The sequence below is a fragment of the Streptomyces sp. NPDC002520 genome (assembly GCF_053595235.1).
This window is the reverse complement of record NZ_JBSFXG010000046.1, coordinates 42,053-68,371: the sequence shown is the minus strand read 5'-3', so window position 1 is coordinate 68,371 and position 26,319 is coordinate 42,053. Positions and strand designations below refer to the sequence as shown.

At 69.3% G+C, this 26,319-nt stretch carries 24 protein-coding genes and 1 pseudogene; 15 read left to right on the top strand and 10 right to left on the bottom strand.

Annotated features, from left to right (window positions below; genetic code table 11):
- The first annotated feature begins 587 nt into the window (after positions 1-587).
- The 3 genes and pseudogenes from ACWD5D_RS39165 (at position 588) to ACWD5D_RS39155 (ending at position 7,159) form a co-directional block, all read left to right on the top strand.
- Positions 588-2,030, top strand: a complete 1,443-nt coding sequence (locus tag ACWD5D_RS39165; RefSeq protein WP_451377580.1) for an FG-GAP-like repeat-containing protein — start codon at positions 588-590, stop codon at positions 2,028-2,030.
- 543 nt (positions 2,031-2,573) lie between these two features.
- A pseudogene (locus ACWD5D_RS39160) lies at positions 2,574-4,235 on the top strand (SpoIIE family protein phosphatase); the annotation flags it as partial.
- A 140-nt stretch (positions 4,236-4,375) separates the two neighbouring features.
- Positions 4,376-7,159, top strand: coding sequence for a SpoIIE family protein phosphatase (locus ACWD5D_RS39155; RefSeq protein ID WP_451377579.1), 2,784 nt, complete (start codon positions 4,376-4,378; stop codon positions 7,157-7,159).
- Positions 7,160-7,465: 306 nt separating this feature from the next.
- Here the strand turns inward: ACWD5D_RS39155 and ACWD5D_RS39150 are convergent, their stop codons facing one another.
- From ACWD5D_RS39150 to ACWD5D_RS39130, 5 genes are all read right to left on the bottom strand, one after another.
- Positions 7,466-7,849: a nuclear transport factor 2 family protein gene (locus tag ACWD5D_RS39150; protein WP_451377578.1), complete on the bottom strand. Its 384-nt coding sequence runs from the start codon at positions 7,847-7,849 to the stop codon at positions 7,466-7,468.
- A 32-nt stretch (positions 7,850-7,881) separates the two neighbouring features.
- Positions 7,882-8,859: an alpha/beta fold hydrolase gene (locus tag ACWD5D_RS39145; RefSeq protein WP_451377577.1), complete on the bottom strand. Its 978-nt coding sequence runs from the start codon at positions 8,857-8,859 to the stop codon at positions 7,882-7,884.
- A gap of 1 nt (position 8,860) precedes the next feature.
- On the bottom strand, positions 8,861-9,451 hold the full coding sequence (locus tag ACWD5D_RS39140) for a carboxymuconolactone decarboxylase family protein (RefSeq protein ID WP_451377576.1): 591 nt from the start codon (positions 9,449-9,451) through the stop codon (positions 8,861-8,863).
- Between the two features lie 72 nt (positions 9,452-9,523).
- Positions 9,524-10,321: an enoyl-CoA hydratase/isomerase family protein gene (locus tag ACWD5D_RS39135; RefSeq protein ID WP_451377575.1), complete on the bottom strand. Its 798-nt coding sequence runs from the start codon at positions 10,319-10,321 to the stop codon at positions 9,524-9,526.
- On the bottom strand, positions 10,314-10,721 hold the full coding sequence (locus ACWD5D_RS39130) for a hypothetical protein (protein WP_451377574.1): 408 nt from the start codon (positions 10,719-10,721) through the stop codon (positions 10,314-10,316). The genes ACWD5D_RS39135 and ACWD5D_RS39130 overlap by 8 nt, the downstream gene beginning before the upstream one ends.
- 205 nt (positions 10,722-10,926) lie before the next feature.
- Between ACWD5D_RS39130 and ACWD5D_RS39125 the strand changes: the two genes are divergently transcribed.
- The 9 genes from ACWD5D_RS39125 to ACWD5D_RS39085 are packed head-to-tail and all read left to right on the top strand — an operon-like array spanning position 10,927 to position 18,128.
- Positions 10,927-12,654: a beta-ketoacyl synthase N-terminal-like domain-containing protein gene (locus tag ACWD5D_RS39125; RefSeq protein ID WP_451377573.1), complete on the top strand. Its 1,728-nt coding sequence runs from the start codon at positions 10,927-10,929 to the stop codon at positions 12,652-12,654.
- The gene (locus tag ACWD5D_RS39120) at positions 12,654-12,947 is read left to right on the top strand and encodes an acyl carrier protein (protein WP_451377572.1); all 294 of its coding nucleotides are present in this window, start codon (positions 12,654-12,656) and stop codon (positions 12,945-12,947) included. Before ACWD5D_RS39125 ends, ACWD5D_RS39120 begins: the two co-directional genes overlap by 1 nt.
- Positions 12,944-13,195 (top strand): phosphopantetheine-binding protein, encoded by a 252-nt coding sequence (locus ACWD5D_RS39115; RefSeq protein WP_451377571.1) that lies wholly within the window; start codon positions 12,944-12,946, stop codon positions 13,193-13,195. The genes ACWD5D_RS39120 and ACWD5D_RS39115 overlap by 4 nt, the downstream gene beginning before the upstream one ends.
- Entirely contained in the window at positions 13,192-14,391 is a 1,200-nt protein-coding gene (locus tag ACWD5D_RS39110) for a beta-ketoacyl synthase N-terminal-like domain-containing protein (protein WP_451377570.1), read from the top strand. The genes ACWD5D_RS39115 and ACWD5D_RS39110 overlap by 4 nt, the downstream gene beginning before the upstream one ends.
- Positions 14,392-14,408: 17 nt before the next feature.
- Positions 14,409-15,638: a hydroxymethylglutaryl-CoA synthase family protein gene (locus tag ACWD5D_RS39105; protein WP_451377569.1), complete on the top strand. Its 1,230-nt coding sequence runs from the start codon at positions 14,409-14,411 to the stop codon at positions 15,636-15,638.
- A 3-nt stretch (positions 15,639-15,641) separates the two neighbouring features.
- Positions 15,642-16,373: an enoyl-CoA hydratase/isomerase family protein gene (locus ACWD5D_RS39100; RefSeq protein WP_451377568.1), complete on the top strand. Its 732-nt coding sequence runs from the start codon at positions 15,642-15,644 to the stop codon at positions 16,371-16,373.
- On the top strand, positions 16,370-17,131 hold the full coding sequence (locus tag ACWD5D_RS39095; protein WP_451377567.1) for an enoyl-CoA hydratase-related protein: 762 nt from the start codon (positions 16,370-16,372) through the stop codon (positions 17,129-17,131). Before ACWD5D_RS39100 ends, ACWD5D_RS39095 begins: the two co-directional genes overlap by 4 nt.
- Positions 17,128-17,835 carry a 3-oxoacyl-ACP reductase FabG gene (fabG, locus tag ACWD5D_RS39090; RefSeq protein WP_451377566.1) on the top strand — a complete coding sequence of 236 codons (708 nt, stop codon included), beginning with the start codon at positions 17,128-17,130 and terminating at the stop codon, positions 17,833-17,835. The genes ACWD5D_RS39095 and fabG overlap by 4 nt, the downstream gene beginning before the upstream one ends.
- Positions 17,832-18,128 carry a hypothetical protein gene (locus tag ACWD5D_RS39085; RefSeq protein WP_451377565.1) on the top strand — a complete coding sequence of 99 codons (297 nt, stop codon included), beginning with the start codon at positions 17,832-17,834 and terminating at the stop codon, positions 18,126-18,128. Before fabG ends, ACWD5D_RS39085 begins: the two co-directional genes overlap by 4 nt.
- Positions 18,129-18,150: 22 nt before the next feature.
- Here the strand turns inward: ACWD5D_RS39085 and ACWD5D_RS39080 are convergent, their stop codons facing one another.
- The 4 genes from ACWD5D_RS39080 to ACWD5D_RS39065 form a co-directional block, all read right to left on the bottom strand.
- Entirely contained in the window at positions 18,151-18,984 is an 834-nt protein-coding gene (locus ACWD5D_RS39080) for an AfsR/SARP family transcriptional regulator (protein ID WP_451377564.1), read from the bottom strand.
- A gap of 29 nt (positions 18,985-19,013) precedes the next feature.
- Entirely contained in the window at positions 19,014-20,006 is a 993-nt protein-coding gene (locus ACWD5D_RS39075) for an ACP S-malonyltransferase (RefSeq protein WP_451377563.1), read from the bottom strand.
- Positions 20,003-21,430 carry an NAD(P)/FAD-dependent oxidoreductase gene (locus ACWD5D_RS39070; RefSeq protein WP_451377562.1) on the bottom strand — a complete coding sequence of 476 codons (1,428 nt, stop codon included), beginning with the start codon at positions 21,428-21,430 and terminating at the stop codon, positions 20,003-20,005. The genes ACWD5D_RS39075 and ACWD5D_RS39070 overlap by 4 nt, the downstream gene beginning before the upstream one ends.
- Positions 21,431-21,722: 292 nt before the next feature.
- Positions 21,723-22,061, bottom strand: coding sequence for a carbon starvation CstA family protein (locus tag ACWD5D_RS39065; RefSeq protein WP_451377561.1), 339 nt, complete (start codon positions 22,059-22,061; stop codon positions 21,723-21,725).
- Between the two features lie 542 nt (positions 22,062-22,603).
- On the opposite strand from ACWD5D_RS39065, the gene ACWD5D_RS39060 reads away from it, so the two are divergent.
- From ACWD5D_RS39060 to ACWD5D_RS39050, 3 genes are all read left to right on the top strand, one after another.
- Positions 22,604-24,157, top strand: coding sequence for a sodium:solute symporter family protein (locus tag ACWD5D_RS39060; RefSeq protein ID WP_451377560.1), 1,554 nt, complete (start codon positions 22,604-22,606; stop codon positions 24,155-24,157).
- Between the two features lie 179 nt (positions 24,158-24,336).
- Positions 24,337-24,825 (top strand): RNA polymerase sigma factor, encoded by a 489-nt coding sequence (locus tag ACWD5D_RS39055; RefSeq protein WP_451377559.1) that lies wholly within the window; start codon positions 24,337-24,339, stop codon positions 24,823-24,825.
- Positions 24,822-25,082, top strand: a complete 261-nt coding sequence (locus ACWD5D_RS39050; protein ID WP_451377558.1) for a hypothetical protein — start codon at positions 24,822-24,824, stop codon at positions 25,080-25,082. Before ACWD5D_RS39055 ends, ACWD5D_RS39050 begins: the two co-directional genes overlap by 4 nt.
- Positions 25,083-25,457: 375 nt before the next feature.
- Here ACWD5D_RS39050 and ACWD5D_RS39045 read toward each other — a convergent pair whose 3' ends face one another.
- A complete protein-coding gene (locus ACWD5D_RS39045; protein ID WP_451377557.1) occupies positions 25,458-26,315 on the bottom strand; it encodes an NmrA family NAD(P)-binding protein in 858 nt (285 codons plus the stop codon).
- Between the last annotated feature and the right edge of the window lie 4 nt (positions 26,316-26,319).

The window sequence follows — 26,319 nt, the reverse complement described above, 5'->3', positions numbered from 1 at the left end:
CAACGCCGACTGGAACGCATCCCGGAACATCTTGCACCTGTACCGGATCGGCCACGCCATCGTGGAGGTCCCGGCCGCCGGAAGGCGCGGTCGTAAGGCGGCTAAAACCGTCAAACCTGTCACCGCAAGGTAGACGGGAATCCCCTTCCTGAGCTTGCGAAGGGAGGGGAGAACTTCAAGAAGATCCCGATCGCGCCGGGCCGAGGAACCTTCACGACGGCGCCCTCAAAGACCTGCCCGAAGCGCAGACCCGTCCGAATCCGAGCCCACTCGGCATCTGTCACCACCAGCGCATCATCGCACCTTCATCCGGATCGCCAGTGACCGGACTTGAGCGACAAGGCCCCGTCACGGACGTCGGTCAACGTCGCCGCAGCGGCGGAAGGGCGAATAGTGCCCCACGGGTGGTGAGGCCGCGGAACTTGCCGGACGTCCGTGGAGCGCAGCGCAACCATCGGTGCCACTGGGGAGTCTGTCCTTTGCTGTGCATCCCGCGATCATGTGGGCGGTCCGCCACGCGCGAGGTGCAGACCATCGGTCCGGTTCGGGGACGCCGCTGAGCGTCCCTCGTTGTGCAGGAGGTTTCGTTGCATCACTCAGTCCGTCTCGCCGTCGCGGCGGTCATTGCGGCTTCGCTCACCAGCAGTCTGATGGCCGTCTCGTCCGACCGTGCCGTCGCCGCTCCGTCCGGGCTGGCGGACGACTTCAACGGCGACGGATACCGTGACCTGGCCATCGGCATGCCCTCGAAGACGATCAGCGGCAAGGAACACGCCGGCGCCGTTCTCCTGGCGTTCGGCGCCGCCCACGGCTTGACCAGCAAGCACGTCTACGTCACGCAGAACTCCACCGGTATACCCGGCGCGGCCGAGAGTGACGACAACTTCGGCAGCAGCATCGCCAGCGGCGACGTGAACCGTGACGGGTACGCCGACCTCCTGGTGGGCAGCGAAGGAGAGAGCAACGGCAGCACGTCGCTGGCGGGCTCGGTGACCATCCTGTGGGGCGGCTCGTCCCCGTTCCGCAGCGGCCTCACCCTGCCCTCCGGAGCGTCGTACCCCTCCCGCATGTTCGGTGCCGACATCGCCGTCGGCGACTTCACCGGAGACTCCGCCCCTGACATCGCCGTCAGCGGATCGACGTCCCTGCGGCTGTATTCCGGCACCTTCACCCGGACCCAAGCACCAGCAGGCCACGAAGTGGTCTCGCAGAGCCCCACCGGCAGTTGGCACATCGCCGCCGGTGACTTCACCGGCGAAGGCAAGGACGAACTGGCCGTCGTCCGGCAGGACTCCACCCTCGTCTACGGGCAGGAGCCCGGCACCACCGACGCCGGCTCCTTCAGCGAGCGCTCCCAGCTCGCCGGCGGAAACGCCGTGGCGGCCGGAGACCTCAACGGCGACGGCCGCGACGACCTCGCCATCGGCCTGTCCGATCCCCGTCTGTACCCCAACGGTCTCACCGATCCCAGCGGCGGTGCCGGCTACGTCACGGTGCACTACGGCACCGCCAACGCCCCCGGCGGCCTCAGCGCCACACGCCACGTCTACCACCAGAACACCACCGGCATCCCCGGCGCCAACGAACGCGACGACAACTTCGGCGCGGCGCTGTCCATCGCCGACATCACCGGCGACCACCGCGCCGACCTCGCCATCGGCGTTCCCTATGAGTCCCTCGGCCGGGCCACCAGGGCCGGTGACGTGCTGGTGCTGCGCGCAGGCGCCGGCGGGCTGACCACCACCGGCTCGGCACGCTACTCGCAGGACAGCCCGGGCGTGCCCGGCAGCGCCGAGAACAACGACGTGTTCGGCTCCCAGGTCCGCCTCGCCGACTTCAACCGCGACGGCAAGGCAGACCTCGCGGTCGCCGCCCCCTACGAAAACCCCTACAACAACCAGGGCAGCGGCGCCGTCTGGCACCTGCCCGGCACGAGCAGCGGCCTGAGCACCGGCAGCGTCAGCATCTTCGGCCCCAAGGACTACGGCATCGCAGCCGGCTCCGGCATCGGCACCACCCTGCTCGACTGAACACCACCTGGTCAGGACAACGCCCGTATGCCGCACGTGCGGCATACAGGCCCGAGCATCGCCGGGCGCGACCAGACGGTTTCGGGTCGTCGGCTGCCCGGGCACGGTTGATGGCATGACAAGCGTCGATCAAAAGGAAGCGTCTGCCGACGGCGCCGCAGCGGATCGCCCTCGACCTGCTTCTCCGTCCTCCTGCGGTGGCATCGGTGATCAAGTGGTGTTTACTGCCCGTCCTGTATGGGCCGGAAGGCAGAGCGCGCGATCTTGAACGGCTGGGTCGCCCTCGATCGAACCGTCGGGATGTGCATGATCAAGGCCGAGAAGGCGCGATCGTTCGGGGACCGGAAGGGGGGATGCGTGACCGGCTGCCTCGTGGACATCATGGAAGCTGCGCAGGAACCAGGGACTCGGGGCCCAGCACACCGCCGGACGCTGTGGGCGTGACGGTGGCGAGAGGGGATGGCCGGGATGAGCACATTCGAATCCTTCCGGGCCGAGGGTGATGCTTCCAGGGCGTCCCGAGCCCTCAAGCTGCTGAATGATCTGTCCGGAAGGCTGGTCTCACAGTCCCCGGTCGGGCTGGCTGTCATGGACACAGATCTGCGGTACCTGGCCGTCAATCCGGCACTGGAGCGCATCAACGGCCTGTCGGTGGAGGAGCATGTCGGCCGCCACGTCTCAGAGATCCTGCCGCGGGTGGAGACCAGCGCCATCGCGTCCGCGCAGCGGCGGGTGCTGGAGACGGGAGTCCCGCTCCTGGACCAGTACGTCGTCGGCCGCACCTGGGCCGATCCGGATCACGACTCTGCCTGGTCGGTCTCCCTCTACCGGCTGGAGGACCCCGTCGGCCGGGTGCGGGGAGTGGCTGCCTCGATCGCGGACGTCACCGAGCGGCACCGCGTGGAGACGGAAGCCGCCCGGGCCCGACGGCGCCTCACCCTGATCGCCGACGCCTCGGCTCTCATCGGCACCGTGCTGGACGTGGACCAGACCGCACGCGAGCTGGCCCGGGTCGCCGTGCCCGAGCTCGCCGACATCGCGGCCGTGGACGTCCTTGACACCGCCCTGTCCTGCTACCGCACCGCCGGGCTGGGCAGCGGCCCGGAGCTCTTCCGCGCCCTTGCCCTGGCCACCGCCTATCCCACCGAAGCCACCCAAGCCGCCGACCAGGTGGGCGACCTGGCCACCTACGCCGCAGACCGGCTGGTCACCCAGTGCGTCCACACCGGCAGGCCGGTCCTGGTGCCGCACGTGGACGAGCAGGATCTGCCCCGCATCGCCCGCGATCCCAAGGACGCCACGCTCATGGCCCGTGCCGGCGTCCACTCCTACCTGGCGGTTCCGCTCTGCGCCCACGGAACAGTGCTCGGCGTCCTGGACCTCAAACGCGCCCGCAACCCCCTGCCCTTCGAGCAGGACGACGCCGTACTGGCCGGCGAGCTGGCCGGCCGTGCCGCGGTGAGCATCGACAACGCCCGCTGGTACCAGAGCGTGCGCAACACCGCGGTCACTCTCCAGCGCAGCCTGCTGCCGGAACATCCACCGCACCTGACGGGCCTGGAGATCGCCTCCCGCTACCAGCCCGCCCAGGCCACCAGCGAAGTCGGCGGAGACTGGTTCGACATCATCCCCCTGAGCGGCGACAAGACCGCCCTGGTCGTGGGGGACGTGATGGGCAGCGGTATCGACGCCGCCGCCACCATGGGCCGACTGCGCACCGCCACCTGCACCCTGGCCGAACTCGACTTCGACCCCGCCCAGGTGCTCCAGCACCTGGACAGGATCACCGGCGGCCTGGAGCACTACATCGCCACCTGCCTCTACGCCGTATACGACCCCCACCGCGCCGAGTGCCACATCGCCAATGCCGGGCACATGCCCCCCGTCCTGGTCCACACCGGCCGACCTCCCGAGCTACTCGACCTGTGCCCCGGCGCGCCGCTGGGTGTCGGCGGCGTCACCTTCCACAGCAGCACGTTCGAACTCGGTCCCGGCGATGATCTGGTCCTCTACACGGACGGCCTGGTCGAAACGCGTCACCATTCCATCGACGAGCGCCTCGACGTCCTCCTCGGCCTGCTGGCCGGTTCCGAGCGCCGCCCGGTGGGAGAAACCTGTGACCGGCTTCTGCACGCCCTGCGGGATCCCGGCGGCCATGACGACGTCGCCCTGTTCATCGCGCGCATCCTGCCCGCCCAGTCCTGACCGCAACACCCACCGGGCGCCCCGGCGAGGTGGCTCCCCATCCCGCGCTACCGAACAGTCGCTCTGCGCGTGTCCCAGGTCCCACGTGCTCAGGTGCCGACAGGAAAAAGGGCCGTCGGACAGAGGCGCAGAATACTGATATGGATCGATTTTTCAGTCGATCAGGGCGTGAGGTCGGGAAAGGTGCTCGGAACCGGCTCGACGTCCCTCATCGGTCTGCGGGGAGGCGTCTTCGCTCCCTGCTGCGTTCGCGCAGTGTCGCGGGTCAGGTCCTGGTCCTGCAGGTAGTGCTCGTGGTGCTGCTGATCACGGCAGCAGTGGTGACGCTGGTGCTCCAGGCCCAGAGTCAAAGCATCGCCGACGCTCGGCACCGGTCGCTCGCGGTGGCCGTGTCGTTCGCGCGCTCCCCGGGGATGGTGGCCGCGCTGAAGAGTCATGATCCGACCGCGGTGCTCCAGCCGATTGCGGAAAACGTTCGTAAGAAGTCCGGTGTGGACGCCGTCGTGGTGTACAACGCGAAGGGAATCCGCTACACCCACCCCGACCCGCGCCTCATAGGGAAGCACATCATCGGCCCTGCAGGGTTTGTGAGGGCGGAGTTGGCCGGAAGGAGCCTGACGGCGAGCTTCACGGCGACTCAGGGTCCTTCCGTCCTCTCGGTAACCCCCGTCACCGACACCGATGGATCCTTCCTCGGCGGGGTTTCGGTCGCGATCACGGTCCAGAAAGTGAACGCCGTGGTGGAGCGCCAGCTGCCCGCCTTGCTCGGTTCTGCGGGCGTTGCGCTGGCTCTGTCCGCGGGTGGAGCGGCGCTGGTGAGCAGGCGGCTTCGGCGGCAGACCCATGGTCTGGGTCCTGCCGAGATGACGCGCATGTACGAGCACAATGACGCGGTTCTCCACGCCATCCGGGAGGGCGTGGTCATCATCGGGGGCGACGGGCGACTTCTGCTGGCGAACGACGAGGCCCGTCGCCTGCTCGAGCTGCCCGCGGACGCGGAGGGACGCCACGTCACGGAGCTGGGCCTGGACCCGAGCACCGCCGAACTGCTGGCCTCGGATCGCCTGGTCAGCGACGAGGTCCGCCCGGCCGCGGATCGCCTGCTGGCTGTCAGTACGCGGCCCACGGCACCGCATGGAGGCTGGACCGGCCGCGTCGCGACGCTTCGCGATACCACCGAGCTGCGCGCGCTCGCCGGCAAGGCCGAGGTGGCACAGAAGTACCTGAAGCTGCTGTACGACGCCAGCATACGGATCGGTACCACTCTGGACGTGACAAGGACTGCGGCGGAACTGACGGAAGTGGCGGCGCCGCGCTTCGCCGACACGGTCACCGTCGATCTGGCAGAGCCCGTTCTGCGAGGTGACGAACCGGTGAGCGGCGAGCTGGAGCTGCGCCGTACGGCCGTCAGCGGAGCGCATCAGGACGAGCCGGTCTTCGCGCTGGGCGAGCTGGTCCGTTATCCCGGGTCCACACCGCACGCCCTGGCCCTCGAGACGGGGGCGGGGGTCCTCGAGCCTGACCTGCGTAACTGCCCCAGGTGGCAGGCGCAGGAGCCGGAACTGCTCCGGCGCCTCCTCGACCACGGGATCCGCAGTCTCATCACCGTTCCGCTGCACGCCCGCGGCGTCACCCTGGGCCTGGCCACTTTCTGGCGGTCAGAGCATCCCGAGCCGTTCGAGGGGGACGATCTGGCCGTCGCCGAGGAACTGGTCGCCCGCGCGGCGGTGTGCATCGACAACTCCCGCCGTTACACCCGTGAGCACGCCATGGCCGTCACCCTGCAGCGCAGCCTGCTGCCCCGCGGTCTGCCCGAGCAGGATGCGGTGGAGGTGGCGCACCGGTATCTGCCCGCCCAGGCCGGGGTCGGCGGCGACTGGTTCGACGTCATTCCGCTGTCCGGAGCCCGGGTGGCTCTGGTGGTCGGGGACGTCGTCGGGCACGGGCTGCACGCCGCCGCCACCATGGGACGGCTGCGCACCGCGGTGCACAACTTCTCCGCCCTGGACCTGTCCCCCGACGAGCTCCTGGCGCACCTGGACGATCTGGTCACCCGGACCGACCTCGACCATGCAGCCGAGAGTGAGGGTGAGGGTGCATCCGTCACCGGAGCCACTTGCCTGTACGCCGTCTACGACCCGGTCTCCGGCCACTGCACGCTGGCTCGGGCCGGCCACCCCGGACCTGCCCTCGTCCACCCCGACGGCAGCGTGGCGTTTCCCGACGTGCCCGCTTCGCCACCCCTGGGCCTGGGTGGTCTGCCCTTCGAGACCTCCGAGCTGCGGCTGGCCGAAGGAAGCCGGCTCGTGCTCTACACCGACGGGCTGATCGAAAGCCGCGACCGGGATATCGACACCGGCCTGGATCTTCTGCGCACAGCCCTGGCCGAGGCGGCGGGCACCTCCCCTGAGGAGATCTGCCAGGCGGTGTTCGGCACCATGCTGCCGGCACACCGCAGCGATGACATCGCGTTGCTGGTGGCCCGTACCCGTCTGCTGGATCCTGCGCGGGTCGCCGACTGGGAGGTGCCGCTCGATCCTGCTGCCGTGGCCCCCGTCCGGGCGGCGTGTACCCGGCAGTTGGAGGAGTGGGGGCTGGACGAGGTCGGTTTCACCACCGAACTGATCCTCAGCGAGCTGATCACCAACGCCATCCGTTACGGTGCCGAGCCGGTCCGGGTGCGGCTGCTGTACGACCGGGCCCTGATCTGCGAGGTCTCCGACGGCAGTAGCACCTCCCCGCACCTGCGCCGGGCGGCCATGACGGACGAGGGCGGGCGCGGTCTGTTCCTCGTCGCCCAGTTCGCCCAGCGCTGGGGCACGAGGTACACGCCCCGGGGCAAGGTCATCTGGGCAGAGCAGTCACTGGCCGACGAGCAGCGGGAGGTACCGCTGCCGCTGCTGCTGGACGATCTGTCCTGTTGAAGGCTCCCCCGCCTGACGGGGGGATTCCCGCCCGGCCTGGCGGCCGGACGCCGCTGACGCGGCGCCTTCGGGCGTGCGTGGCGGTTTACGGCTCGGACCGCCATGGGGGACTGACACTTGAGAGCCCTTGATCGCCGTAGGCCGCCCCACCCGGTCACGAGGGTGGACACCGGACCGCCCTGACGGCGATCCGGCTGTCCCTGCCCTGCTCCGCAGGAGTCCGATTCCTCCCCCGCCTGAAGGCGGGGGCGTCCTCGGAGGCTCCCGGTCAAGGCGCGCCGCACCCACAGCGGCGGCCCGGCCGGCTCATGCGACAGTCGGCCAGGTGGTGGGATCGAGATACGTGTAGTCGGTGACGATCAGACCGTCACGGAATTCGAGGATCGCGCACCAGTAGGTTATCCATTCCTTGCCGGTGTCCCGATCGGTACCGGAGAGCGAAGCCTGGACCACGACCGTCTCACCGGTGGTGATGTACCTGTCGATGTGGCAGCGCCGGTCGGGGGCCGCGTCGAGGACTTTCTGTTCGAAGCTGTGGAACGTCTCCTTGTCGTCGAGCTCGAGGATTCCCGGCACGATGACCCGGAAATCCTCGGCGTAGGACTCGTCGATCATGCGATGCACGTCGGTGTTGTACAGCTCCAGCCAGATACCGACAGCCGCGAGGTTGCGTTCTTCGGGAGTGGACATTCTTTTCTCTTCTTCCTTTCGGGCCGTATGGATCAGATACTCGCCAGGAATTCCAACAGAGCCGCGTTGACCTCCTCGGGGCGCTCCTGCTGGGTCCAGTGGCCGCAGTCGGGCAGGACGACGCTGCGCCACAGCCGGGGCAGCGCGAGCTCCAGGCGGGTCAGGAGGTCGTCCACGCCGGGGAAGGCGGTCACCAGGTCGCGGTCGCCGGTGACGAACAGGGCCGGCGCGTTGATACCGACGCCGGAGAACGCCGCCGTGAGCTCCCAGTTCCGGTCGAGGTTGCGGTAGTAGTTCAGGCCGCCGGTGAACGCCCTGTCACCGTGGGCCGAGTACTCCCGCACGAAGACGCGGATGTCCTCTTCGCTCAGCCAGTCGGGTAGCACGGCCGGGTTCTGCATGGTGTCCAGCAGCGTCCCGGCCTCCGAGACTGCCCAGGGACGGGGCGGGCTCGTCAGCGGGCTGTCGGCGGAGGCCGAGTAGAGCAGGGTCCGGAAGGTCGCCGCGGGGTCCGCGGTGAACTCCCGGTCGGCCGCGCCGGCTTGCTGGAAGTACACCTGGTAGAAGCTCTCGCCCAGCGACCTGCGACGTACCGTCAGCGGCGAGTGCCCTCCCCTCGGTACGGGTGGCACGCTGAGTCCGGCGACCCCCCTGACCAGGTCCGGCCGCAGTTGGGCGGTCGCCCAGGCCACGGGTGCGCCCCAGTCGTGGCCGACGACGACGGCCCGGTCCGCGCCGAGCGCCTGGATGAGGCCGACGACGTCGCCTGCCAGGTGCAGGATCGTGTAGTCCTCGACCGCTTGGGGTTGTTCGCTGCGCGCGTAGCCGCGTTGGTCGGGAGCGACCACGCGATAGCCCGCCGCGGCGAGCGGGGCGAACTGGTGCCGCCAGGAGTACCAGCACTCGGGGAATCCGTGCAGGAGGAGTACCAGCGGCCCCTCGCCCTGTTCCGCGAGGTGGAGCTTGATCCCGTTGATCTCCAGGACACGGTGCCTGACCTCGTCGCCCACCTCAGCCTCCATCCGCCGTCTGCCGATGGGACAGCGGATACGCGGGGGTGGAGGAGACGGCGGCGAACTTGTCCCCGGCCGGATCGATGTCGATGTCGAGGCCGTTGAGCATGCCGGTCAGCGTGCGGAAGTGCCCGACCACGAAGAACATCTCGACGATTTCCTGGTAGCTGTAGTGCTCCAGCAACCCGGTCACCGTCCCCGCGGACAGGTTCGTGGTGCGCAGAAGTTCTTCCCCGGCTTCGAGGAGCACCCGCTCGGGGTCCGCGAAGGCGGACGGGTCACGTGGTTCTTCGGTGATCGCCGTGATCTGCGCGTCCGAGAGTCCGGCCGCACGCGCCATGGGGATGTGCTGCGTCTGGGAGTACGAGCATTTCACGTAGGCGCCGACGAGCAGGACCAGGATTTCGCGGCGCGCCGGGGTGAGCCGCAGGCGTTTCAATATGGTCATGCCCAGGTGCACGGCCGGGTACACGAGCTCCGGGGAGTGCGCCATCATGTCGACCAGATTGAGCCGCGACGGCATGAGATCCATAGCCGCCCAGATCTCCGGAGTGAATTCCTTCTCGTCCGGAAGGGGGATTCTTGTCATCGAGCGGACCGCCTTCGTCGATAGTTTCCGTCTGGAAGCGCCTCGGGGGTGCAGGGCATATCTTCCAGTGGGTCATTTTCCGGTGAAGGAAGCTTTTCCGGGGCCGTACCGGAGATATGCGCGCATCCCGGCTTTCTGGTCCGCGGTCGCGAACAGTGAGGCGAACAGGTGGCTTTCCATCCTGAGTCCGGTGGCGAGGTCCCCTTGCAGGCCGCCGTCGATCGCCGCCTTGGCCGCGGCAAGGGCGGTGGAAGGCCCGTCCACGAAGCGCCGCGCCCACTCCACAGCCGCGGGGTAGACGTCTTCCATGGGCGTCACCTGGCCGACGATGCCCAGCGCCAACGCCTCATCGGCATCGAGCATCCGTCCGGTGTAGACGAGGTCCTTGGCGACGGCGGGGCCGACCAGGCGTGCCAGCCGCTGCGTACCGCCGGCGCCGGGGATCACGCCGAGCAGGATTTCGGGCAGACCGAGCACGCTGCCCGTCCCGGCGATCCTGTGGTCGCAGCACAGTGCGAGTTCGAGGCCGCCGCCCAGTGCGTAGCCGGTTATCGCCGCCACGGTCGGCTTCGGGATGTCCGCGACCGCTGACAGCGCCGCAGACAGCGACGGCGCGATGGCCGCCATGTCGGCGAAGGAAAGTTCCGCCAGTTCGGCGACGTCCGCCCCGAGGCTGAAGACCCGCTCCTTGCCGTAGCGGACGCGGCCTCCGTGGACCACCACGGCGCGCACGTCGTCGCGGGCCGCGGCCTCCAGCGCGGTGGCCCGGATCTCCTCCAGGACCTGCCGGTTGAGGATGTTCTTCGGCCGGTGCCGCAACTGAATGGTGCCGACCCGGCCTTCGACCTCCAGACCGACGAACTCACGCACCGAGGGCCTCCTGCCCGAGCGGAACCAGGCCGTCGCTCGTCCCGCTGAGCACCACCCGTCCGCGCGGGTCCTCGACGTGGAAGGTGAGCCGCACCCGCCAGCCGAGCCGGGACGCGGGGGTGACGTCACTGACCTCGACATGTGTGGTCACCGTGGTGCCGGCGAACGCGGGAGTGGACGATTCCAGCACCACCTTGCTCCCCACGTAGCCGAATCGGGCGGTGAGCGCGAATGGCAGCGACGCGAGCAGGAGGCCGTGCACCACGACGGGTTGCCCGGGCGTCGGGTCGTGGTGCTCCGCGTGGTCGTCGACGAGGTCGGCGAATGCCGCGACCTGCTCGTGACTGATGTGACGGGGCGCCGAGAAGCGGGCGCCGATGCACAACGGGGGCTCAACCATCAGGGGGCCTCTCGTAGCGGCGTCTTGGGACGGCGGGGGAACCGCACACCACCGTTGTAAGCGCTTCGCGGGTGCGGCTCGGCCCGGAGTCAGGCGGACGCCTGGCAAACGTCAGGGCTTCGTCAGCGCGCACTGCGACGTTGGTTCCCGAAAGCGGTGGGTCCGCACCCAATCGGAGGTGTCCATGGACCGGATGAGCGATGCGGTGGCGATTGTCGGGATGGCGTGCCGGGTGGCCGGCGCGGACGACTGGCGGCAGTGGTGGAACAACCTCCTCAAGGGCGATCGGGCGATCGGCCCGGTGCCGGTCTCAAGGCTGGCGGGGCTGGCGGAGGGAGCGCCGGAGATCCGGCAGCCGTACGCCGCGGTCCTCGACGATCCGGCAGGCTTCGACGCGACGTTCTTCGGGCTGTCCCGACGGATGGCCGCGTGGATGGACCCCCAGCAGCGGATCATGCTGGAGCTGAGCTGGCACGCGCTGGAGGACGCCGGAATATCCCCGGAAAGCCTTGCCGGACAGGAGGTCGCGGTGTTCGCCGCGACCTGGGTCTCGGAGTACCGGGACCGGATGCTCCAGGCCGGTCTGCTCGACGGTGTCGCGGCGATCGGGACGCTGCCGACGTTCCTGGCCAATCGCATCTCCTACCAATACGGGCTGACCGGTCCGAGCATGAGTCTCGACACCGCGTGCTCGGCCGGCCTCACCGCTTTCGCGTCGGCGGTGCGCGGTATCCAGCACGGAGACTTCCCGATGGCGCTGGTCGGGGCGGTGAACGTGCTGTGCTCGGGATTCATCTCCGCGACCGGTTACCGGTCGGGTCTGCTGTCGCGGTCGGGAAGTTCCGTGCCGTTCGGTCAGGACGCGGACGGATACATCCGCGGCGAGGGCGGCGCCTGTCTGGTCCTCAAGCGGCTTTCCGACGCGGTCGACGCGGGTGATCCGGTCCTGGCCGTCGTGCGCGGCGTGTCGATGAACCACGACGGCAGGGGCGGAGGACTCACCGCGCCTGACGCCGCCTCGCACACACGCCTGATCCGTGACGCGATCGCCCGCTCCGGCATCGAACCGTCGAGCATCGGGTATCTGGAGGCGCACGGCCCCGGTACCAGCACCGGTGATCCGGTGGAGGTCCGCGGCCTGCGGGACGCGCTCGCCGCCGACGGCATGCCCGAGCGGATGGCAGGGCCCGACGGACACATCTGGATCGGCTCGGCGAAAGGCAACGTCGGGCACCTGGAAGCGGCGGCGGGGCTCATCGGACTGGTGAAGGCCGTGCTGACGCTGCGCGAGGAGCGGATCATCGGCATTCCCGGCCTGAGCACGGTGAATTCCGGCCTCCCGCTGGACGGCACGCCGATCGCGGTCGCCGACCGCGACGTTCCCTGGCCGTCCTCCGGCGGCGAGCCGAGGCGCGTCGCGGTGAGCTCGTTCGGGCTCGGCGGCTCCAACGCACACGCCATTCTCGAAGAGGCGATGCTCGAACAGGCGTCGACCTGCACACGGCCCTTGGCCGGTGGACCGTACGCGGTACCCCTGTCCGCGCCGACCGCGAAACAGCTGCGCTCGGTCGCTCTCAGACTCCACGACGCGTTGGCGGGAGGCGCCCCTCCCCGTCTCGACGCAGTGGCGTGGACCATGCAGAGCGGACGGGCGCATCTGCCGGTGCGGGCCCTGGTCCTCGCCGAGGACGCGGCCGGCCTCCGTGAACGTCTGCACGCGCTCGCGGAAAGCGCCGACGCCGCGACCGACCCGATCCCCGCCGGCGTACCCCACGCCGAAACGCTCCGCGCGTGGCTGGCCGGTTCGCCGATCGACTGGACGCCGCTGTGGCCGTCCCCTCCCCCACGGCGGATACCGCTGCCCGGCTATCCGTTCGACCGCAAACCCCACTGGTTCAGCCCCGCCCACCCTCTCGATCAGGAGGTCAGTTGATGTCCGTCGCCGAAAACAGCGCCGCCGACACCGCCCGAATACGCGCCCTGGTACGCGACCAGCTTCAGGAGATCCTGTACTGCGAGCCCCACGAGATCGACGACGACAGGCCGTTCACCGAGATCGGCCTGGACTCGGTGCTCGGGGTGGAGCTGCTGGCCGAGGTGAACCGCGAGTACGGCCTGCACGAGAAGGTGCGGGTCCTCTACAGCTATCCGACCGTCACCGAACTCACTCAGTACCTCGCGGGCCGGGCCTCCGGCGCGCTGCCGGAAGCGGGTGATCCACAGTGACCGAGGACGAGGTCTTCCGCACGTTGTGCGACGCCGTGATCCGCGCGCTGCCCGAAGTCGACCGCGCCAGCCTTTCGCCGCAGTCCACTTTGCAGGGCCTCGGCGCCAACTCTCTGGACCGACTCGACATCCTGCTCGACGTCAAGGAGGCCCTGGCCACCGAGGTGTCGGTCCGCGATCTCGCGGGTGCCCCCGACATGGCGGGTCTCACGGCGATCCTGTACAGAAGCTGCGAGTCGCGGACATGACCGACGGCGTGGCCGTCACCGCAATGGCTGTGCTCACCGGCGTCGTCGAGGACCTCGCCGCCTACACCGCCGTGTTGCGCGCAGGTGAGCCGCGGTCCGTGGGCCGCCTGTCCGGGTTCTCCGTCCGGGAATGGGCGGCGCGCCATCTACCCGACGACCAGGAGGCCGCAACGCGACTCCTGCGAGCCGCGGGAGGTGGCACCTTGCCCGCCCGGAGCGCGGCCTGTGTGGCCGTGGCGGCGCTCCGGGCCGCCGGGACGGACGAAAGCGACCTGGCGGACGCCGCGCTGCTCGTCGCGGGGAACAACCTCGCCCTCGCCTACCAGGCCGAGGCCCAGGCGAGGTTCGAGAACGGCAAGGGCCGGGTCCGCGCCGGACACATCCTCGACCATCTCGACACCGACGTCGTCGGCACGGTCAGTCAGGCCACCGGCATCCAGGGCGAGGGATGGGCGGTGGGCGCCGCATCAGCGAGCGGCACCGTCGCGATCATCCAGGCGGCGCGCCTGCTGAAGGCGGGACTCGCCGACCGCTGCCTTGTCGTCGGCCCGGTGTGTGAGCTGTCCCCGCTGGAGATCGCCGCCTTCTCGCTCAGCGGGGCCATGGCCGTTCCCGCCGAAGGTGAACCGGTGTCCGGGCTGTGTCGCCCTTTCGACAAGACCCGCCGGGGATTCGTCTACGGGCAGGGCGCGGCGGCGGTGCTGCTCGAAACCTCCCGGACTGCAGGCGGACGGGCCCTGGCCGAGGTCATCGGCTACGGGAGCCGGCTGGACGGCCGGCGCGGAGCGGAACCCGACGCGCACGGGCAGATGCACGCCATGCGCAAGGCGCTGGCCATGGGCGGTGTCCAGCCCGACGAGGTGGACCTGGTCAACGCGCACGCGACCGGCTCGGTGCTCGGTGACCAGGTCGAGGCGGAGGCTCTGGTGGCTGTCTTCGGGGAACGGGGGCCCGTGGTCAACTCCACGAAGGCGCTGATCGGTCACGGCCTGACCTGCGCAGGGCTGCTGGAATTCGTCGGCGTGGTGCTGCAGATGCGCCATGGATTCGTCCACGGCAACCCCCTGCTGCAAAACCCGCTGGAGGTTCCGCTCGCCTTCGCCGGACGCGCGGGTGAGCCGGTCCGGGCACACCTGGCACTCAGCAACAGCTTCGCCTTCGGCGGTATCAGCGCTTCCGTGCTGCTGAAGTCCTGACACAGGACGGAGAACTGATGAGAGACGTGGGGATCGAGTCGATCGGAACCTACACCGGGCTGGCGGCTGTGTCGGCGAGGGATGTGTTCGCCGCGCGTGGCCTGGACGACCGTCGCATGGACAACCTGATGATGGATGCGAAGACGGTCGCGCTGCCCTGTGAGGACGCGGTCACCTACGCGGTCAACGCGGCCGCTCCGCTCCTGGACCGGCTGGGCCCGCGGGTACGCGACTCGGTGGAGATCCTGCTGGTCGCCACTGAGTCGGGGGTCGACTACTCGAAGTCGGTGGCGGCCTGGGTCCACGGCAGACTCGGTCTGGGGCGGCGGTGCCGCCTGATGGAGATCAAGCAGGCGTGCGACAGCGGCGTCTCGGCCGTACGGATGGCCGCTTCCGCGCTGCGCACCGAGCACGGCCCGGGTGCGCGGGCCCTGGTGATCGCCGCCGACGTGCCCTGGGTGCTGCGCGGCGACTACATCGAACCCAGCCAGGGAGCCGGCGCGGTCGCGGTGCTGCTCGGGGACGAGCCCGCCGTCGCCTCGCTGCGTCCGCTCGCCGGGGCGCACAGTTTCGACGTGGCGGACTTCCTGCGGCCGAAACCCGAGGTCTATCTGTGGGACGTCGACGAGTCGATGACGTGCTACATCGAATGCGCGAGGGGCGCCCTGGCCGACTACTGCGAGGTCACCGAGGATCCGAGCGCCTTCCACGGGTTCGACTATCTGGCGATGCACACCCCGTTCCCCGGCATGGTCCGCGGGACGCACCGCGCGCTGATGCGGGGAACGCAGAGGTGCACACCGGCCGCCGTGGACGCCGATTTCACCCGCCGGGTCGCACCCGCGCTGCGTTACCCGGCGCAGGTCGGCAACATCTATGCCGCGACCACGCTGCTCGCGTTGACCAGCGTCATCGACCAGGCCGATCCGTACAGCGGTGCCACGGTGGGCATGTTCTCCTACGGCTCCGGCTGCTCGTCGCAATTCTGCGCGGTCGACCTGTGGCCAGGGGCGCGGGACCACACACCGGGCACCGAGTCGGCGCTGCGGGCGCGGCGGACCCTGGACATGGCCGCGTGCGACGAGCTGCTGGATGTCGGCGGGGCGCTCGAAGGCGGTGTGCGGGAGTACCGAGCCGATCTGCCGTCGCTCAGGGAAATGGTCGCGGGCCGCTCCTTCGACGGGCCGTTCCTGGCTCTGTCCGGCGTGAGCGACTACCGGCGCGAGTACGTCTGGATGGAGGACTGAGTCGTGGGCGAACCGGTGGAGGTGGACCGGCGGGGGGACGTCGTCCACGCGGTGCTGACCCGTCCGACGCTCTGCGGCGACATGGTGCGACAGCTCGCGGACGCGATCGGCGCCGCCGAGAGCGCCCCGGGGTGCCGGCTGCTCGTGCTGTCCTCGGCCGGCCCGTCGTTCTGCCGGGGCATGGGCATCGAGGGCCCGCGGATGCCGTCGTGGATGGAGGCACCGGACAACCCGCTGTGGACTCTCCTGGAGCGGCTGACCCGGTCGACGGTGGCCACGGTGGCCCTGGTGGGCGGTGCGGCGGAGGGCGGCGGGGTGGGGCTGGCCGCGGCGTGTGACATCGTGCTGGCCGGCCCCGGCGCGTCCTTCCGCCTCGGCGAAGTCACCCTGGGGCTGCTGCCGGCCGTCATCCTCCCGTTCATCGCGCGTCGGGTCGGCGCCCAGCGCTCCTTCCACCTGGCGCTGACCGCCCGCACACTCGACGCGGACGCCGCCGTCGGGATCGGACTGGCCGACACCGCGGTGGCCGACCTCGACCACGGCCTGCGCGTACTGCGCCGCGATCTCAGGCGCTCCACAGACGACGCCGTCGCCGACCTCAAGCGGTACCACACCGCGCTGCATCCGCTGCGGGGCAGCGCGGAGCAGGCCACCGCGCTGCTCCGCGACCGGTTCGCCGCCCCGGCGACGCGGGCCCGGCTCGCCGCTTTCCACCGGGAAGGGCTGCTGCCATGAACACGAACACCACGCCGGTCGTCCGCCTGTCGGTCGCCGGTCCGGTCGCCGTCATCCGGTTGGACGACCACACGCACCGCAACCGGATCACCCCCGCCCTGCGCAGTGGTCTCGCGGCCGCGCTGGCCGCCGCCGAAGCCGACACCGGCGTCCGTGCGGTGGTGATCGAGGGCAGCGAGGAGGTGTTCTGCGCCGGTGCCGAACGTGCCGAACTCATGGCGGGCGGCTGGTCCCCGGAGCTGGACGCGTTCATGCGGGCGCCGGTGCGCTTCCCGCTCCCGGTGGTGGCGGCGGTGCGGGGCAACGCCCTGGGCGGCGGCCTGCTGTTCGCGCTCTACGCGGACATCGTGGTGGTCGGAGAGACGACGAAGCTCAGCGCCAACTTCCTCGACTACGGCCTCACTCCGTGCGGCGGCTCTACGCACCTGCTGCCGCTGCGTCTCGGCGGCGTGCTGGGCCCCGAAATGCTGCTGAGCGGGCGTCCCTACACCGGCCGTGAACTGGCACGTCGGGGCTGTGGTCTCACCGTGGTCGGCTGCGACCGGGTCAACGACCGGGCGCGCAAGGCAGCCGAGCGCGTCGCGCGGGCGCCGCGCGACGCGCTCATCAGATTCAAGCGGCAACTCGCCGGCCCGCTCATCGCGGACACCGATGTGGCCCTCGGCCGTGAACTGGACGACCATCGCGCCACCGTGAGCGCCCCGGAAACGCAGCGGCGGCTCACTGCGTTGTACGCGAGCGGCAGGACGGCCGTATGACGTCCCGATCCGTACTCGTCACCGGCGGCAGCCGGGGAATCGGCCTGGCAACGGCGCGGGCCTTCCGCGATCTCGGCCATCGCGTGGCGGTCACCAGGATGAGCACGGCGGCGCCCCCGGACCTCTTCTCGGTTCCGTGCGATGTCACCGATCCGGACCAGGTGCGGTCCGCTTTCGCCGCGGTGGAAGAGGAGCACGGTCCGGTCGAGGTGCTGGTGTCCAACGCCGGGATCACCGACGACGCCATGCTGCTGGAGATGTCGTACGAGCAGTTCACGCGCGTGCTCGACACCAATGTCACCGGGTCCTACCTCGTGGTGAGGACCGCGGTTCGCGGCATGCTCAGGGCCCGTTGGGGACGGGTGATCCTGGTCTCCTCGGTAAGCGGCTTGTGGGGCGTGGCCGGGCAGGTCAACTACGCCGCGTCGAAAGCCGCGTTGCTCGGCCTGGCCCGCGCCCTCGCCAAGGAGGTGGGCCCGTACGGCGTCACAGCCAACGTCGTGCTGCCCGGCTACGTGGAAACCGACATGACCGCGTCGCTCCCGCCCGGGCGCCGGGAAGCCCTGCTGCGCGACATCGCGGTCGGCAGACCCGGACGCCCGGAGGAGATCGCGGACGCCATCACCTGGCTGGCCGGCGAGAACGCCGGTTACGTCACCGGGGCGATCCTGCCGGTCGCCGGGGGCCTGGCCATGGGCCTTTGACGGAGCAGGCCCGGGTCGTCAAGATCGTCGCCCGCGCCCTCCATGGCCTGCTCCGGGAGCGCACCCGCACTTTCCAGCGGCTGCGCTCCACACTGTGCGCGTATTCCCCCGACGCCCTCGGGGCGTACGCCGATCTGTCGCTGACCAGCACGGACGTGATGGAGCGGCTGGTCAAAGCGCCCACGGCGCGGACGGACAGGCCGCTAAGAGACGCGGCCCTCCACCCGGCGATCCCTGGCCCGACCAGCGGTCACTGCTCATCGGACATGATGGACATCATCCTTCCTGGGTGAAGACCTTGATCGTCGATCTCCGTCACAGCGAATCAAGCCCGGTCGAACTACGCCGAGTAGTCGTCATCGGCCGGTCCCCGTCCAGCCCGGAGGGAACGGAGAAAACGCTCGGGTCGTTGCGAAGGATCATCTCCATCCGCCTTCGCAGGAGCGGAGGCGGCTCAAGACCGAGTTCCGACATGAACACCCGCCTGGCCTTGCGGTACGTGCTGAGGGACTCGCCCACGAGGCCACTCCGGCACAGGGCGACCATCAGGTGGTCGTAGAAGCTCTCCTGGAGCGGATGGAGGACCACCAGTTCCTGGAGTTCGTCGATGATGTAGCGGTGCCTGCCGAGCCGCAGTTCGGCGTGCATCAAGTCCTCGCGTGTGCCTATGCGGCTCAGCTCGAACCGGACCGACGCCGCCTGGCAGGTCGACGAGTCCAGGTCCTGGAAGGCGTTGCCGTGCCAGAGGGAGAGCGCGTTCCTGAACGCCCGGCGGGCGGCGGCAGGGTCCGGGCCCAACAGCGCACGGCCTTCGGCACGCAGCGCCTGGAACCGGTTGAGGTCCAGTTCGCGGTCACCGACCGCCAGGAGGTAGCCCCGGTAGCGGGTTTGGAGGCGGCCCCGCCCGAAACCGTCGCTGTCCCACTCGTCCAACTTCGCCCGGAGCCTTTTCACCTGTGCCTCCAGCGCGTTGTCGGCGCGCGCCGGCGTTCTGTGGCTCCAGCAGTCGGCCAGCAGGGTTCCCGCGGCGGTCGTCTGGTTGGCGTTCAGCAAGAGGGTGGCCAGGAGTACGCGCATCCGGTGGCCTCGCACCTCCACGGGCCCTTTGGAGGTGTTCACGCTCAGCGGACCCAACAGCTTGAACTGCATGATCGATCCTCCTGCTTCCCGGCTTGCAACTATCTGTCCGTCGTGTCGGCGGGGACACGCCTGAGCGCGTCGATGATGCGGCCGAGGTCCTCTCGGAGTCGGCCGGGACGATACCGGGGCGGCCGTGCGACCGCACCGGGCAACCCATGACGGACGAACGCGGAAAGGGCCACCGACGCACCGCATTCGAAGAAGCGGGACATACCCAGTTCCCCGGCGAACCGGACCGCCGCGGTGAAGTGCACGGGATGCACCAGGTCCTCGGCGAGCATGCTGACCACGTCGTCGTCCGGCCCGTAGCAGCGACGGAGAATCGGCGAGAACACCGTCACCCTGGGCGTGTTGCGACGGATACCCGCGGTCAGTTCGATCATCGGGCGGACCGCCGGGGTGAGTCCGGGATGATGGAACGCGTAGGGAGACGCCAGCTTCGTCGCGTCGACCCCCAGGGCGGCGGCGACGGCCATGGCTTCGGCGATTTCCTCCCCGGGTCCGGACAGGACCTGCTGGCGCGAGGAGTTGAAGCACGCGATCACCAGGTTCGGTCCTGCCTGGGCCGCGATGTGCGCGGCCTGCTCCTCCGGTGCGTTCACCGCCAGCATCGCCGCCGACCGTGGAGCGAACTCACGGAGTACCTGGTTGCGTGCCCTTACGATCCGGGCTCCGTCTCCGGCCGAGTAGGCCCCCGCGCACTGCAGAGCCGCGATCTCCCCGAAGCTGTGCCCTATGAGCAGGTCCGGCCGGATCCCGGCCTCGCCCAGCACCGCGTGGAGGGCGACACCCGTGCCGTAGATCGCGTACTGGAGGGCATCGGGATGGCCGGCGACCAATTCCGCGAGAGTCGGCGCCGGGTCGCGGCACACCAGGTCCAGCAAGGACGGCCCGCCGTCCTCCCGGACCACCCGTGCGATCGTTTCGAACGGCTCCGCGGCGCCCGGGCAGCGCGCGATGAGTTCCCCGATGAATCCTGGCTGGTACGACCCCTGGCCGGGGAACAGAAATGCCACCGATGAGTTGCTCAAGGATGCCCCTCCTGGCTGACGACGCGGTCCGACCACACCAAGCCGTCGACCTCGCGGGGCTGGGGCTTCGGGCGGTGCGCCAGCACCCGGACCACGACGTCCGGCCTGAACAACGACTTCAAGGGGGCTTCCATCGTCAGCACGCGCACCAGCCGGACGCACAGGAACTCATCCACGTTGGCCGCGACGTCGATCTTCGCCACATAGCGGTTGATCCGTTTCGTGCGCCAGGACAGCGGCGGCCCTTTTGTTCCCCCGTACCGCATGTCCTCGTTGGTGGCCAGTGCCCACGCACCCGCCACGTTCCTGGCGACTCCGCGCTGGACCGCGCGGCTCAGCCGGGACGGGTTGTCGAATTTCCGCAGGCAGTGGTCCAGCGTCTGCGCCGAAAGAGCCGCGACCGTCATTCCCTGGGCGTAGATCGGATTGAAAGCACACAGGGCATCGCCGACCACAGCGAATCCCGACGGCCATCGACGGAGCTTCTCGTAGTGACGGCGGTGGTTCGCGGTGCGTCGGTATCCCGCGATCGGCGTGACCGGCTCCGCGTCCCGGATGGCTTCGTAGAGCACCGGGCTCCGCAGGCTGGCTGCGAATTCCAGGAAACCCTGCTCATCGGTGGGCGGGTAGTCGCGGTTCATTCCTCCGAGGCAGACAACCCAGTTGCCGTCCTCCTGCGGATACAGCCAGCCCATGCGGAGGTTGACCCGGGGGTTGGTGGATATGTTGAGCCCGCGCCAATTCGCCTCGAATCCGGGTGGCGTCTTGAAGAAACGGCTGGCGTATCCCAGCATCGCATCCACTCCGGCTTCTTCCGGCGCCGAGTATCCCAACTCCTCAAGCCACTTCGGCGCCGCCGAACTCCGCCCGGTCGCGTCGAGCACGAAATCAGCGGCCAGCGTTTCCACGTCCGACTGCGGCCCGTGGCCACGGGTGCGCACTCCCGTGACGCCGCCGTGTGCGTCGGCCACCAGGCCTGTCACCGCGGTCTCGGTGAGCATGCGGACAGCCGGGACAGCCTCCAGACGTCTTCGTATCGTCCAGTCGAACAGCCCTCTGCTGGCGGTCAGCAGTTGCGTCACGTCGAATCGGCCGCGCCATCCCGTCGCACGCAGCCACGCCACCTCGGACGGAAAGCCGACCATTTGAGCTCCCGCCGTTCGCAACTCCCGTTCCAGGCCGGGAAACCACCGCTCCAGGGCGCGCAGGCCACGCCGCCACAGCACATGGAGATGCCTGGACTGGGGAACTCCAGCCCGCGGCACGGGGGCTTCCGGAAAGCGGTCACGTTCGACAACGGTAACCGTCGCAAAATGGTCGGCGAGTACGCGTGCGGCTACAAGACCGGAGATGCTTCCCCCGATCACCACCGCGTGATTCCGGGGAAATTTACCTGGATGGTTCCCAGTCGGCAATTTTGGCATGATCTACTCATTTCTTGCCGGTCGAGCAATAAACATGAGCGACGCTGCTAGCCCGATCTCATCGCGCGTGACGATTCTGTCTACGCCGAGGCGCGGGCCATGAACTCCGCTGGGGCGGGCGCGCCACGGATATGGCGCGCGGGAGCGGTGTTGGAAATTCGGATACGTCAACCGTCGGAACCTGCGGGCCGGCTGCGGGTGCCCTCGACCCAGGCTGGATGATTTCCAGGATCTCCTTGCGTTACAGGCGATGTTCGCGCCCGACCCGCTCCCAGCCGCCCGGGGCAGAAAATTACGTGCGACTCCAGCCCCGATAACTACCAGCCAGTTCCAGCCAGTTGACTGATAATAGTGCACGGTTTCTGTCCGGCCAAGCACAGCGACGGCCCGGTGCCGGCAACATCCGCACCGGCAGCACCGAAGCGACGAAGCCGCAGCCGACGAGGCAGAGGAACAGGATGGTGGGTGCCCAGGTGAACGTCTGCGCCCAGGAGGAGCTCTCGACCCACCATCCGCCGCCGGCCATCGCGAACAGCACAGGGGCGACACCCATGAGGCCGGTCTCGACAACTCGACCGGACCTCAGGAAGTGCAGGCAGAAGCCCATGAGAAGGGCGATGGAGATCGTCATCGTCACGAGTACGTACCCCAGGGCGATGCCGTCAACACGTTGACCACTACAAGAGCCAGGACCGCCATGCCCTGGACGGCTCCGGCGAACATCACGCCGCCGACGAACACCGCCGCCGGGCACAGGCGGCCGACCAGTTGTGCTGCAGCGACCGGCCACCTGAGTGCCCATCACATGTCCGGATGTCGAAGTGCGTTCTTCAGACACGCGCCGATACCCCCTTTCTTCCCGTCGCGAACGTGTCCGCGCAGGTGGCCGCGCCACTTCGGACGCAAACGTCTCGACGCCTGCGGTCTGTTCTTTGACTGAAATGCGTGGTTCACTCCTCGTGATCAAGGGCGAGTTCCTCTCCGCACTGATGACTGTCCGGCCTGACGACGGCCTCCCGGCACGGGGTCTGCGTCAGGTAGTTGCGTATGGGCCCGCGAGGGTTTACCGCGACAAGGCCGGTTTCCACCCGACGGCGTTCCCCGCTGCCGTTCCGGGTTGGAGGTCACCGGTCCGCCGACCAGACATCAGGTCATATCAAGCGTGGAGGAGTCATGAACAACCTCGCCCCTGTGATCACTTGTGCGGTCGTCGTTCTCGTCGCCTCGGCGATCGCGCTGGGAGGTGGCCGTTTCACCTCGGGCGGCACCACCGGAGTCAGGGCGGACCTCGAGGGCTGGGCCCTTGCCGACCGCCGACATGGCGGCGGTCTCATCTGGTGCCTGCTCGGCGGCACCGTGTACACCGCGTACACGTTCACGGCCGTACCGGCTGCGCTCTTCGCATCCGGCGGCATCGGGTTCTTCGCCCTTCCCTACACAGTGATCATCTGTGCGATCGCCTTCGTTCTCCTGCCCCGCCTGGCAGCGACGGCGCGGGCCCACGGGCACGTCACCGTCGCGGACTTCGTGCGAGTGCGATACGGGTCGCCGTTGCTCGCACTCGCCGTCTCGCTCACCGGAATCTTCGCGGCGATGCCGTACATCGCCCTGCAACTGCTCGGCCTGCAGGCCGTGCTCGGTGTGCTGGGCATCCAACCGGACGCACTGGTGGGCGACGCGACGCTCACTGCCGTGTGCGCGGTGCTCGCCACCTCCACCTGTCGGCATGGGCTGCGGGCGCCGACCCTCGTATCGGTTGTCAAGGCGGTGCTGGTCGTCGGCACGGCGCTCACCGTCGGTTTCCTCGTCCTCACCCGCCTCGGATCACCGGCGGCCCTTTTCGCTCGTGCCGACGCCGCGTTCGCGGCAACCGACGGTGCCACCACGCTCGTGCCGGATCCCTCGCTGGCACCGGCGTACATTTCCCTCGCCGTCGGCTCGGCACTCGCCCTGTTCGCCTTCCCGCACGTCCTGCTGGTGGCCTTCTCCGCCCGCACAGATGGCGTACTGCGCAGGTCGTCCGTCACCCTGCACGGCTGGGCGGCGATCCTCGCACTGTTCGCACTGTTCGGTATCGCGGCGCTTGCGTCGGGAGTCCAGCCCCCACCTGGTCGCAGTGAACTGGCGATCCCCCTGTTCGTCCTCGACCTCGCGCCGGGGTGGGCGGCCGGGTTACTGCTGGGCACGATCGTCGTGGCGGCGCTCGTCCCGGCGGCGGTGATGTCGATCGGCGCGGCGACACTCTTCGCACGGAACATCTACCTGGAGTACGTCAACCCGACGGCGACAGCGGCTCAAGTGACCCGGACGGCCCGGCTGATGTCACTCGTCGTGAAGGTCGGGGCGCTCGTGTTCGTGCTGGGGCTGCCCGACCGGGCCACCGTCGATCTGCACCTGCTCGGGACGGTGTGGGTGCTGCAGATTCTGCCGACGATCGTGCTCGGGCTGCTGCACCGCACACCCCACCGGATCGCGCTGCTCACCGGCTGGCTGCTGGGCACGGTCATCGGCACGGCGCTGGTGCAGCAAGAAGGGTTCTCCCCCCTGGTGCGCCTTTCGTTCGGGCCGGTGGAAGTCCAGGTTTACGCGGGGGTGGTCGGCCTTGCCGTCAATCTCGCGATCGTGGCGCTGACGAGCCCGCTGCTGGATCGGCTGGGCGTGCCACGCGGACTGTCCGGGGCACTGGACTCGGCCTCCGTCGTACGCAAGGGCGGGGTGGGGGCATGAGAAGAACTGACAAGTTCTGGCACCGAGCGGGCCGTCCTGCGGCGGCGGTCGACAGCACTTCCGGGAGCGTCGACAGAGGCCCGGACGAGAGCGCTGCCGGCTTCTCGCCCGGACCAGGGGCCACCGGTGCGCCGCAGCCCCTTGCGGCCGGAACCGAACCCGGCGTCGACCTGCGCGACGTGGAACGCGAGACGGCGATGATCCGCCTGTTCGATGGCCATCACGCCCAACTGGTGCGCCTGGCCGTACTCTTGGGTGCCGAGCAGGACGCCGAGGACGTCGTCGCGGAGGCGTTCTGTGTACTGCACAGCCGCTGGTACCGACTTCGTGCACCGGAGGCGGCGCCCGCGTACCTTCGTTCCGTGGTGTGCAATCTCGTGCGGATACGCATACGGCGCCTTCAGGTCTCGCGGCGCCATGCGGATGTGGAGCTGTCCCACGTCGCCTCCGCCGAGTCGACCGCGCTGCTGCACGAGGACCAGCGGCAGGTGGTCGGCGCACTGAAGAGCCTGCCCACCCGGCAGCGGGAGGCGCTGGTGCTGCGGTACTGGATGGACCTGAAGGAGAGGGAGATAGCCGAGGCGATGGGCATCAGTACGGGTGCGGTCAAATCGCATATCTTCCGCGGCATGCATGCGCTGTCGCGTGCCATGGAGAGCCATCGATGAATGGGCACGACCCTGAGGCCCGGCTGCGCGACACCCTCAACTCGCTGGCCTCGACAGTGGTGCCGTCCCCGGACGCATATGCCCGGGCCCGTTCGCAGTGGCAGCGCCGGGACCGGCGCCGGCGGTTGGTCACGCTCGTGCTGGCGGTGCTGATCGTGGCCGTTGCCGACGCGGTGGGTCTGTGGGCGCTGCGCTCCCTTGCCGGACCGGACCGGGCGCCGTGCCATGAACGGATCGATGTGATCGTCCAGCCCTGAGGCGAACACGCCAGGGGGTCGCAATCCCAGTGCCGAGCGCAAGCGACATCTGTCCTGAACTTCTCCGGATACGGAGACTTGCGTCCCACCTGGACATCCCTCCCGGGACCATGAAGATCCATTGTCAGGGTGTCCACTCCAAAGGATCAGCCCCACTGCCCTGGTTCACCCTGCGGCGCGGCCGGTGTCGCGGCCGTGTTCTCCGACGACGAACAGCCAGCCCCGCCCGGGGAGCGGGAGTCTCACGCTCGCGCGAACAACCGATGTTCGCGAGATCGGGAGTCACCCGGCTTCGTCGGGCGGGGCCGGACGCGGACGTGGTCGTCACCTGTGATGCGGCCCCTTCCGCGTCCGCCCCTCTTACCAGGCGGGGGGCTATGCCCTGACCGCAGGGGCTGTTGCCGCGAAGGCGTCCGCGTGTTCCTCGGCCCACTGGGCGAATGTGCGGGCCGGGTGGCCGGTGACCTTCTCGACGGTGTCGACGACCGTACGGCCCACCTCCGGGGTGTTCCCGTACGCCTGGATCAGGAAGCCGATGACGTCCTCCGCGAGGCCCGCCGCTCGCCATCGCGCGACGGCCTGCTCCTCGCTGAGCTCGACCAGGGCGATCTCCCGGTCGCGGGCGGCAGCGATCGTAGCCACCTTGTCCTCGACGGTCAGCAGCTCGGGGCCGGTGATCACGTACTCCTGGCCCCCGTGGCCCTCCTCGGTGAGCGCGACCGCGGCGACGGCGCCGATGTCACCCTCGTGAACCACGGCACTCAGCCGGGATACGAACGGCTCGCGTACTTCGTCCGAGGTCACGATCCCGTCCGCCCACTCCAGGCAGTTGGCCATGAACTCGACCGGCATGAGCACGGTCCAGTCCACCTCGTCATCGGCACGCACGGCGTCCTCCAGCAGGGACGGCCCGCCGCCATGCAGCACGGTGACCCGGCGTACGCCGGCCACGCGGGCCAGCTCCAGGATCCGCGGGCCGGTCTCCAGCGGGGCGAAGTAGGGCCCGCCGAAGGTGATCAGATGGAGGCCGGTGACGCCCTCCAGGGCCGGAATCAGGGTGTCGGGTTCGGTCAGATCGCCCTGGACGACCTCGACGCCGACCGGGAGGCCGGCACTGGCGACATCCCGGGTGAGGGCGCGGACCGCATGGCCGCGGGCGAGCAGTTCGGCGACGACCTGGCGGCCGACAGTCCCGGTGGCGCCGGTGACAAGAATCCTCTGCGTCTGTGTCATGGCG

Coding starts and splice junctions, on each gene's coding strand:
- ACWD5D_RS39155 (WP_451377579.1), top strand. CDS start 4,376: ATGGATCGATTTTTCAGTCGATCAGGGCGTGAGGTCGGGAAAGGTGCT.
- ACWD5D_RS39150 (WP_451377578.1), bottom strand. CDS start 7,849: ATGTCCACTCCCGAAGAACGCAACCTCGCGGCTGTCGGTATCTGGCTG.
- ACWD5D_RS39140 (WP_451377576.1), bottom strand. CDS start 9,451: ATGACAAGAATCCCCCTTCCGGACGAGAAGGAATTCACTCCGGAGATC.
- ACWD5D_RS39130 (WP_451377574.1), bottom strand. CDS start 10,721: ATGGTTGAGCCCCCGTTGTGCATCGGCGCCCGCTTCTCGGCGCCCCGT.
- ACWD5D_RS39120 (WP_451377572.1), top strand. CDS start 12,654: ATGTCCGTCGCCGAAAACAGCGCCGCCGACACCGCCCGAATACGCGCC.
- ACWD5D_RS39110 (WP_451377570.1), top strand. CDS start 13,192: ATGACCGACGGCGTGGCCGTCACCGCAATGGCTGTGCTCACCGGCGTC.
- ACWD5D_RS39105 (WP_451377569.1), top strand. CDS start 14,409: ATGAGAGACGTGGGGATCGAGTCGATCGGAACCTACACCGGGCTGGCG.
- ACWD5D_RS39095 (WP_451377567.1), top strand. CDS start 16,370: ATGAACACGAACACCACGCCGGTCGTCCGCCTGTCGGTCGCCGGTCCG.
- fabG (WP_451377566.1), top strand. CDS start 17,128: ATGACGTCCCGATCCGTACTCGTCACCGGCGGCAGCCGGGGAATCGGC.
- ACWD5D_RS39080 (WP_451377564.1), bottom strand. CDS start 18,984: ATGCAGTTCAAGCTGTTGGGTCCGCTGAGCGTGAACACCTCCAAAGGG.
- ACWD5D_RS39070 (WP_451377562.1), bottom strand. CDS start 21,430: ATGCCAAAATTGCCGACTGGGAACCATCCAGGTAAATTTCCCCGGAAT.
- ACWD5D_RS39065 (WP_451377561.1), bottom strand. CDS start 22,061: ATGACGATCTCCATCGCCCTTCTCATGGGCTTCTGCCTGCACTTCCTG.
- ACWD5D_RS39060 (WP_451377560.1), top strand. CDS start 22,604: ATGAACAACCTCGCCCCTGTGATCACTTGTGCGGTCGTCGTTCTCGTC.
- ACWD5D_RS39050 (WP_451377558.1), top strand. CDS start 24,822: ATGAATGGGCACGACCCTGAGGCCCGGCTGCGCGACACCCTCAACTCG.
- ACWD5D_RS39045 (WP_451377557.1), bottom strand. CDS start 26,315: ATGACACAGACGCAGAGGATTCTTGTCACCGGCGCCACCGGGACTGTC.